The following is a 7,842-nucleotide window of genomic DNA, read 5'->3' as shown; positions in this document are numbered from 1 at the left end:
TAAAGATTACCCCAAAGGTGTATATGCGTTGCCGCCAACACTGGCGATGGGGGCGGAAAACCGTCTGCATTACCTGCAGATAGGTGAAAGTGATCGTATGACCCTGAAACTGTTGAAGCCTGCGGATTAACACCGCCTTTTGTCGCAGCGCCTGCTGTTTGGCTGTGCACTGCATTGTACATTTATGCCAAGTATGGGATGATTGCTTTAGAGTAAAAGCTCCAGCTTGTGCCGGTTTGCAACCTGAAAATCATTGCGCCGGCCGGGTTTTAACACTATAAAATAATAACCTTATTTAAAAGGAGAGGACGGTGGATAGAGTCTGGTTAAAGCGTTACCCGTCGGGCGTACCTGCAGAAATTGATGCTGATCATTACCATTCATTACTGGATATTTTAAGTCAAAGTGTTGCTGAGTTCGCGGATCATACCGCCTTTATCAACATGGGCAAGAGCCTGACTTACCGGCAACTGGATGAGCTCAGCACCGCCTTTGCTGCCTATCTGCAACAGCAAGGCCTGAAAAAAGGTGATGCGGTTGCCATTATGATGCCTAATTTATTGCAGTACCCTGTTGCCTTAATGGGCGTACTCAGAGCAGGCTGTACTGTCGTCAATGTTAACCCCTTGTATACTCCGCGCGAGCTGGAACATCAGCTGAATGATTCAAAAGCTAAGGCTATTATTATTGTTGATAATTTTGCCCATACGCTGGCGGCGGTGGTTGATAAAGTTACCGTAGAAAAAGTTATTCTGACCCGCATGGGCGATATGTTGGGTTTAAAAGGCTCTATCGTTAATTTTGTGGTGAAATACGTAAAAAAACTGGTGCCCGCCTATCAGCTAAAGCAGTTTGTGCGCTTTAATGATGCCCTGCAGCAAGGCCGTTCAATGCCTTACCAGCAGCCAGACGTAACAGGCAACGATATCGCCTTTTTACAATATACCGGTGGTACAACCGGCGTATCTAAGGGCGCTATGCTCAGTCATCGCAATATGGTGGCTAACCTTGAGCAATGCAGTGGTTTTCTGGATAGCTTTTTAGAGAAAGGCAAAGAGCATGTGGTGACGGCCCTGCCGCTTTATCATATCTTTGCGTTAACGGCTAATTTCTTTACTTTTTTCAAATTTGGTGGCACCAACCTGCTTATCACCAACCCGCGTGATATGCCCAATTTTGTTAAAGAGCTAAGCCGCTTTCCGTTTACCTCTATTACCGGTGTCAATACGCTGTTTAATGGTCTGCTGAATACGCCAGGCTTTGCCGAGCTGGATTTTAGTCGCTTAAAGCTGTCGTTAGGTGGCGGTATGGCGGTGCAACGGCCGGTGGCAGAGCGCTGGAAAAAGGTAACGAATAGCCGGTTATTAGAAGGCTATGGTTTAACTGAATGTTGTCCTTTAGTCACGTTAAGCCCGTTTGATTTAGACGACTTTAACGGCAGTATTGGTTTACCGGCACCCTCTACCGATATTAAGCTGGTAGACGAAGATGGCAATACAGTAGCGGTGGGTGAGCCAGGCGAAATGTTGGTGCAAGGGCCTCAGGTGATGCTGGGCTATTTAAACCGCCCGGAAGAAACCGCTAAAACCATTAAAGATGGTTGGTTATATACCGGTGATATCGCTACTATGGATGAAGAAGGCTTTTTCTATATTGTTGACCGCAAAAAAGACATGATTTTGGTATCGGGCTTTAATGTCTATCCAAATGAAATTGAAGAAGTAGTGGCAATGAATGAAAAAGTACTGGAAGTGGCAGCAGTAGGCGTACCAAATGAAAGTACCGGTGAGACAGTGAAGGTATTTGTGGTGAAAAAAGACCCCAGCCTGAGCGAGCAAGAGATTATTGCTCACTGCAAACAACATTTAACGGGCTACAAGGTACCCAAACTGGTAGAATTCCGTAATGAATTGCCTAAAACCAATGTAGGTAAAATCCTGCGCCGAGAATTGCGCTGATAAACTAACAAAGCCGGCGAATGCCGGCTTTGTTTTATGTGAGTTTTAATATGTTGCCTTTAATTACCGATAACCAACAACTGGCGGCTTACTGCGCCGCGGCGGCCAAGCGTTCTATTCTTGCAGTCGATACCGAGTTTATCCGGCAAAGTACCTTGCAGCCAAAGCTGGGATTGGTGCAATTATTTGATGGTGAAGCGCTGGCTTTAGTAGACCCGCTGCAGATCAGCGATTGGCAGCCGTTACAACAGTTGCTGGCATTGCCCGGTGTCACCAAGCTGCTGCATGCCTGCAGTGAAGATTTGGACGCCTTTGCCACCATTGGCATTAAGGTCATTAACCCGATATTTGACAGCCAGATGGCTGCTGAGTTGTTAGGTTGGGGCAATAGTATGGGCTATGCCCGCTTAGTTGAGCAGCTGCTGGAGGAGCAACTGGATAAAAGTGAATCGCGTACCGACTGGTTAGCCCGGCCTTTGGCTGAAACACAGTTACAGTATGCGGCCAATGATGTGCGTTTTTTATATCAACTTTATCCCAAATTGCTCTCCGCCTTTACCAAGCCAGAGCTGGTGCAACTACTGTTAGCTGAAGGCCAGCAATTATTGCAGCGCAAGCTGCAGCCGCTGTTGGCGGAATTTAAATATCTGGATATTAAAAACAGCTGGCAACTCTCTGCCCGGGAGCTGGCGGTGCTGCGGGAGCTGACCTGTTGGCGCTTACAGTACGCCGAACAAAAAGATTTAGCCCTGGGGCTGATTATCAAAGATATGCAACTACTAGAGCTGGCTAAGCGGCGACCGGCCAGTGCTGAAAGCTTGTTAAATATTCCGGGTATGGCGATGCGCGACATCCGCCGCCATGCCAAAACCCTGGTAGAGCTAATAGCGCATGCTAAAGCCTTACCCCAGGAGCAATGCCCGCAACCTTTTTACCATATTGCGGCTTTTGCCGGCGAAAAAGTGGAGTTGGCCAAGCTGGTAGAAGCGGTAAAAGCCGCGGCAGCCGAGCATGGCATAGCAGCGTCATTTATGTCGACGAAACGGCTAATGCACGAGTATTTCAACTGGTGTTGGCGGGTGTCTGACACTGAGCGCCCTCTATTGCCGATACCCGAGTATCTGCAAGGCTGGCGTAAACAGCTGTTATTGCCTCATTTGCCAGTGCCTGAACATGTCAGTATGTTGGTTAACCAACTGTAAACGTTAATGCTGTGCTGCTGGATCAGTCGAAAATTTGCAATAAAACAGCCGATTTTTCCAGCGTTTTTTTATTGATCCTGCCCAAAAATAGTGGCGTAAACATTGCGCAACTATTAACTGAAGGGCATAACAATGAAAAATATTATCAAGCTTTCAGTCGCCGCTGCGGTATTGGCGACGCTTACCGCCTGCAATAGCAGCAGTGATCCTGTTCAGGTTCCACCACCACCTCCACCACCGCCACCACCTGTGGTAGTAGATGCTACGTTACGTGTAGTACATGCTTCTTTCGACGCTCCAGCAGTTAATGTCAAAGTTAATGGTGATGTAGTGATTGAAGGCTTGGCTTTTGCTGATAGCTCAGACAATTTCGATTTACCTCCTGCAACATACGCCGTAGCAGTTGACGCCTTGCTGCCTGGTGATGCAACGGCTACGGTTATTGGCCCACTTGATTTAGCGCTTGCTGAAGCTAAAAACTACAAAGTATTTGCTGTTGGTTTGGTGGCAGATGAAACGCTGGAGCCTTTAGTGGTCACGTCAGATGTCGCCCCTTTGGCCCAAGGTAATGTACGTGTTCAGGTAGTACATGCAGCCTCAGCCGCACCAACGGTAGACGTGCATGTTACTGCACCGGATGCAGCTTTATCAGCACCGCTGGCTACACTGGATTACAAAGCCTTTACTGGTGCAGTAGATGTACCGGCAGGTAACTACCGGGTTCGTATCACGCTGCCGGGTGAAGACACGGTAGTGTTTGATTCAGGCACGCTGGAGCTGACATCAGGTATGGATTTAGTGGTAGCTGCCATTAACAGCAACTATTCAGGTGCTTCACCCGTATCCTTGCTTGCTGTCACACCTGAAGGTGAAGTGCTGCCGATTTTAGATGCAAATAGCACCTCATCACTGCGCGTGGTACATAACGTGTCTGATGCACCGGCAGTAGATATAGTGGTCAATGATAATTTTGAGACGCCATTAGTGTCTGATTTGGCGTTCCCTGATTTTACCGGTTATGTTACGCCGGCACCGGGTGATTACAATGTTAAAGTGGCTGTAGCCAATACCGAAACGGCGGTGATTGATGCAGACGTGACCTTGGATGATGGGGTGTTTTATACCGTTATTGCCACGGGTTCATTATCTGATGCCGACGATTTTGCCATAACGCCACTGGTGTTAGTCGATGATACCCGCACTATCGCCACTGAAGCACGGGTACGGTTAATTCACGGCTCAACCCTGGCAGGCAATGTTGATATTTATGTAACGGCTACCGCAGACATTGCGGATGCGACACCGGCTTTTAGCAACGTACCTTACCTGGCCGAAACCGGTTATGTCGCGCTGGCGGCAGGTGATTACTTCGTTACCGTAACACCCACCGGCACTAAAACTGCTGCCATTGAAACCGGCATGCTGTCACTGGCCGCCAACAACATCTACACCGCCATTGCCCGCGACGGCGAAGGCCTGATGGGGGTAGGTTTAACCGTGATGGATGCGTTTGTAGTTGCAGAAGAGCCTGTTGCAGGTATGTAAAAAGTCTATGCAATACTAAATAAAACGCCCGCATTCGCGGGCGTTTTTGTAGGTCGACTGCCAACACTAGCAGTGACCATTGCAGTTTCAGGCTTTTTTTGTTAAATAACTAATTAACACTTGCAAAAAGCAAGGCCTGACCCCCGAGGTATGTGGCTATTGTCAGCAAAACCCAGGTCAGTGGCCAAAGCACCGCCAGCTATGCTATCCGCTATACACTGCGTGACCGCTTAGGCTCGGTAGTGAGTTTAACCAATGAAGCCAATGCCTTAAGCGAGCACCGCAGCTATGACCCCTTCGGTAAACCCCGTAAAGGCGACTACCGGCAATGGAACCCGGCTACGTTAGCCGGAGTAGTGGGCAGCACGCCGTTTACCAGCAGAGGCTTTACCGACCACGAGCATTTAGACGGTGCCCAGCTGATACATATGAATGGTCGTGTTTACGACTATAATATTGGCAGGTTTTACTCCGTCGACCCTGTCATTCAGGCGCCGGGCAATAGCCAGAGCATGAATCCGTACAGCTATATTATGAATAACCCGCTGGCTGGGACAGATCCTACTGGGTATACCGCGGAGTGTGAAGTCAAAGAAAAATGTCAGGACACGCCGAAACGTGCAGAGCGGTCTGGGCGGAGTTTTGTGCAGGATGTAATCTATCAACGGCCAAACAATGGCGCAGAGCAAAATACGAATACTGTTGCACCGGTAATTGACGCGACAACAGTGGGTAGCCCCTCAGGTATACAGAGAGATTTAGATAAAGCAGTCGATGCGAGGTGGATTGGTGAAGGAATTAAGAAGCTAGCGGAGGGCAACTACGCAGGCGAAATTTACTGTGATGCCATTTGTCGTTCTGAGGCACAAAGAGAAAGTAATGTTTTACTTAGTGGCAGTGCTGCAGCCTTTTTATTTGGTTTAGCTGCAGTGGATGGGCCTCTACCGATAGGTGATGCATTAGCTGTAATAGCTGCGGCTGGGATTGTTGCTTATAATATGAGCAAGGATAAGCCTGATCCATTAATGTCATTACGAATTGCAGCTGGAACAGGCAGCCCAATGCCTGATCCGGATGATGAAGATCCAGAGAATGATGGTAGACCCGAGGGAGTACCAAATGACTGGGTGAAAAAACCTTCTCGCAATGGAAAAGATGTTAAATGGGTTGATCCTAAAAACTCGTACAACTATGTTCGAGTAAAACGCAATGGTGAAGTGACACAGGTCAGAAATGGTCAGGCGCTAGACAGGGATGGCAATTCTGTCAGAATGAACTCAGCTGAAGCTCACGGTATCAAACTTAAAGACTTCAAATTTAGGGAATAAAGAAGAATGATTAAGTTAGAGGTATGGATTGACGGTATCTATAGTACTGCCGAACTTATAGCTGAAGACGGGTTGTTTGAGCGAGTTTGGCTAGAAAGAGATACATCAATAACGTCAATAATGGAGCCTGACGAATTATTTGAACAAATTTTTGATGGTCTTGATGCGGACGCTTTTGAAAAGTCAGAGCAATTCAAGCATCAATTGGATTATTTTCAACAATCGAAAATATCACTTTTCTTACAGGCATTAAGAGAGTTAGAAGAGTTTATTAAATCACAAAATTTAAATGATGAACCTCAGAAGGTACTAAACAGTCCGCTTTGGCTTGAGCTGAAAAGAACAGCTAAAAAACTAAAGTTACATTAAATTAAAGCAGTATCTTTACGGTTTCAGATTTGCTTTGAATCCAAAGCCCCGCCAACACCAGTTACTTGGTGTTGGCGGGGCTTTTTTGTTACTGTAGCAGGCAGGCTGAGTAACGGCAGTGGCACGGAAACCACGCACTATATTGGTAAAACTGCCGAAATCTCAATAAAAGGCAGCACCACCACCACCCGCTGGTTTATTGATGATGTGGCTATTGTCAGCAAAACCCAGGTCAGTGGCCAAAGCACCGCCAGCTATGCTATCCGCTATACGCTGCGTGACCGCTTAGGCTCGGTGGTTAGTTTAACCAATGAAGCCAATGCCTTGAGTGAACACCGCAGTTATGACCCCTTTGGTAAGCCCCGTAAAGGCAATTACCGGCAATGGAGCCCGGCTACCTTGGCCGGTGTTGTCGGCGCAACGCCTTTCACCAGCCGGGGCTATACTGACCATGAGCATTTGGATGATGCGCAGTTGATTCATATGACAAAAATGCAGGAGCAATTTTTGAACGTTGCCGTTTTGAACGGCGACGACCTGTAAGGCGAGCAACAGGACGTTGCGAGTAGGGGGCGGGTGTATGATTACAACCTTGGCCGATTTTATTCGGTAGACCCGGTCATTCAGGCACCGGGTAATAGCCAGAGCATGAATCCGTATAGCTATATCATGAATAACCCGCTGGCTGGGACAGATCCTACGGGGTATACCTCAGAGGGAATAGCGGGTTGCTCTCCATTTTTTGGCTGCGATAATCCCAAAGATCCGTTAGATCGCTCAGGACCGTTCAATTATCCAAAAGGCTGCAAAGTGTGTGTTTCCACTGGTGGGGGCCAGTCTGAAGATAATGGTAAAGAGCAGCAGGCGCAAAAGGCAGTAAAAAAGTTTGAAACTAAAGAGATTATTAGTCAGCAAAATAAGGCTCAGGGGCTGGGTGGGAGTAGTATTAATCAAAATGGAGTGGGCCTTTTTGAAGGTGTCGGTCAGAGATTTGGAAACCTTGTAACTCGTGGCCAGTTCATGACTTATGAGCAAACTGATGTCTATGATGCCGCGGCAAAGATTGCATATCTTAGTGGTGGCAACGAAGGGTTGATGGATTTTTTTAGAGAAAACCCTTTGTTTTCCGGAACTAAAGGTGTAGCAGAAATGCTGGCTGGCGTAGGTGCCATTAGATTAGTGTCTGTCAGCACTAGAGGTGCAACAGTTGCTATTAGTGGTGAGGCGGCTGAGGCATACATGATAAGTCAAGGTGTGCCAGCACATCTTGCTCCGGAATTTGTCGCGTCATTTCAAGGTCAAATTAAAGCTAGAATTGTACAGAAAGGCGAATCATTTATACGATACTCAAGTCAAGCTGGAGGACAAGGGAGCTTTGTTACACAAAAAGTCTACTCGTCACCGGGAGCCGCTGTAGATGCGCTTTACCTTAAACCTTTT

7 protein-coding genes are annotated in these 7,842 nt (G+C 47.5%); all 7 read left to right on the top strand.

What is annotated here, in order from left to right; translation table 11 throughout:
• Window positions 1-311: 311 nt before the first annotated feature.
• Window positions 312-1,958, top strand: coding sequence for a long-chain-fatty-acid--CoA ligase FadD (gene fadD, locus V7D78_RS06260; protein ID WP_333607581.1), 1,647 nt, complete (start codon window positions 312-314; stop codon window positions 1,956-1,958).
• A 38-nt stretch (window positions 1,959-1,996) separates the two neighbouring features.
• Window positions 1,997-3,160: a ribonuclease D gene (gene rnd, locus V7D78_RS06255; RefSeq protein ID WP_333607580.1), complete on the top strand. Its 1,164-nt coding sequence runs from the start codon at window positions 1,997-1,999 to the stop codon at window positions 3,158-3,160.
• A 132-nt stretch (window positions 3,161-3,292) separates the two neighbouring features.
• Window positions 3,293-4,705: a DUF4397 domain-containing protein gene (locus tag V7D78_RS06250; RefSeq protein WP_333607579.1), complete on the top strand. Its 1,413-nt coding sequence runs from the start codon at window positions 3,293-3,295 to the stop codon at window positions 4,703-4,705.
• Between the two features lie 152 nt (window positions 4,706-4,857).
• Window positions 4,858-6,033: an RHS repeat domain-containing protein gene (locus V7D78_RS06245; RefSeq protein ID WP_333607578.1), complete on the top strand. Its 1,176-nt coding sequence runs from the start codon at window positions 4,858-4,860 to the stop codon at window positions 6,031-6,033.
• 6 nt (window positions 6,034-6,039) lie between these two features.
• Window positions 6,040-6,402, top strand: a complete 363-nt coding sequence (locus tag V7D78_RS06240) for a hypothetical protein (protein WP_333607577.1) — start codon at window positions 6,040-6,042, stop codon at window positions 6,400-6,402.
• 207 nt (window positions 6,403-6,609) lie between these two features.
• On the top strand, window positions 6,610-6,945 hold the full coding sequence (locus tag V7D78_RS06235; RefSeq protein ID WP_333607576.1) for a hypothetical protein: 336 nt from the start codon (window positions 6,610-6,612) through the stop codon (window positions 6,943-6,945).
• 33 nt (window positions 6,946-6,978) lie between these two features.
• A partial coding sequence (locus tag V7D78_RS06230; protein ID WP_333607575.1) for an RHS repeat domain-containing protein occupies window positions 6,979-7,842 on the top strand: 864 nt, incomplete at its 3' end.

Source organism: Arsukibacterium sp. (genome assembly GCF_036735525.1).
GTDB lineage: Bacteria > Pseudomonadota > Gammaproteobacteria > Enterobacterales > Alteromonadaceae > Alishewanella.
The sequence above is the reverse complement of the archived record's forward strand: the minus strand, read 5'-3'. Positions and strand labels throughout refer to the sequence as shown.

Bases quoted from the DNA above. Each gene is read 5' to 3' on its own strand.
- V7D78_RS06250 (WP_333607579.1), top strand. From the start codon at position 3,293: ATGAAAAATATTATCAAGCTTTCAGTCGCCGCTGCGGTATTGGCGACG.
- V7D78_RS06240 (WP_333607577.1), top strand. From the start codon at position 6,040: ATGATTAAGTTAGAGGTATGGATTGACGGTATCTATAGTACTGCCGAA.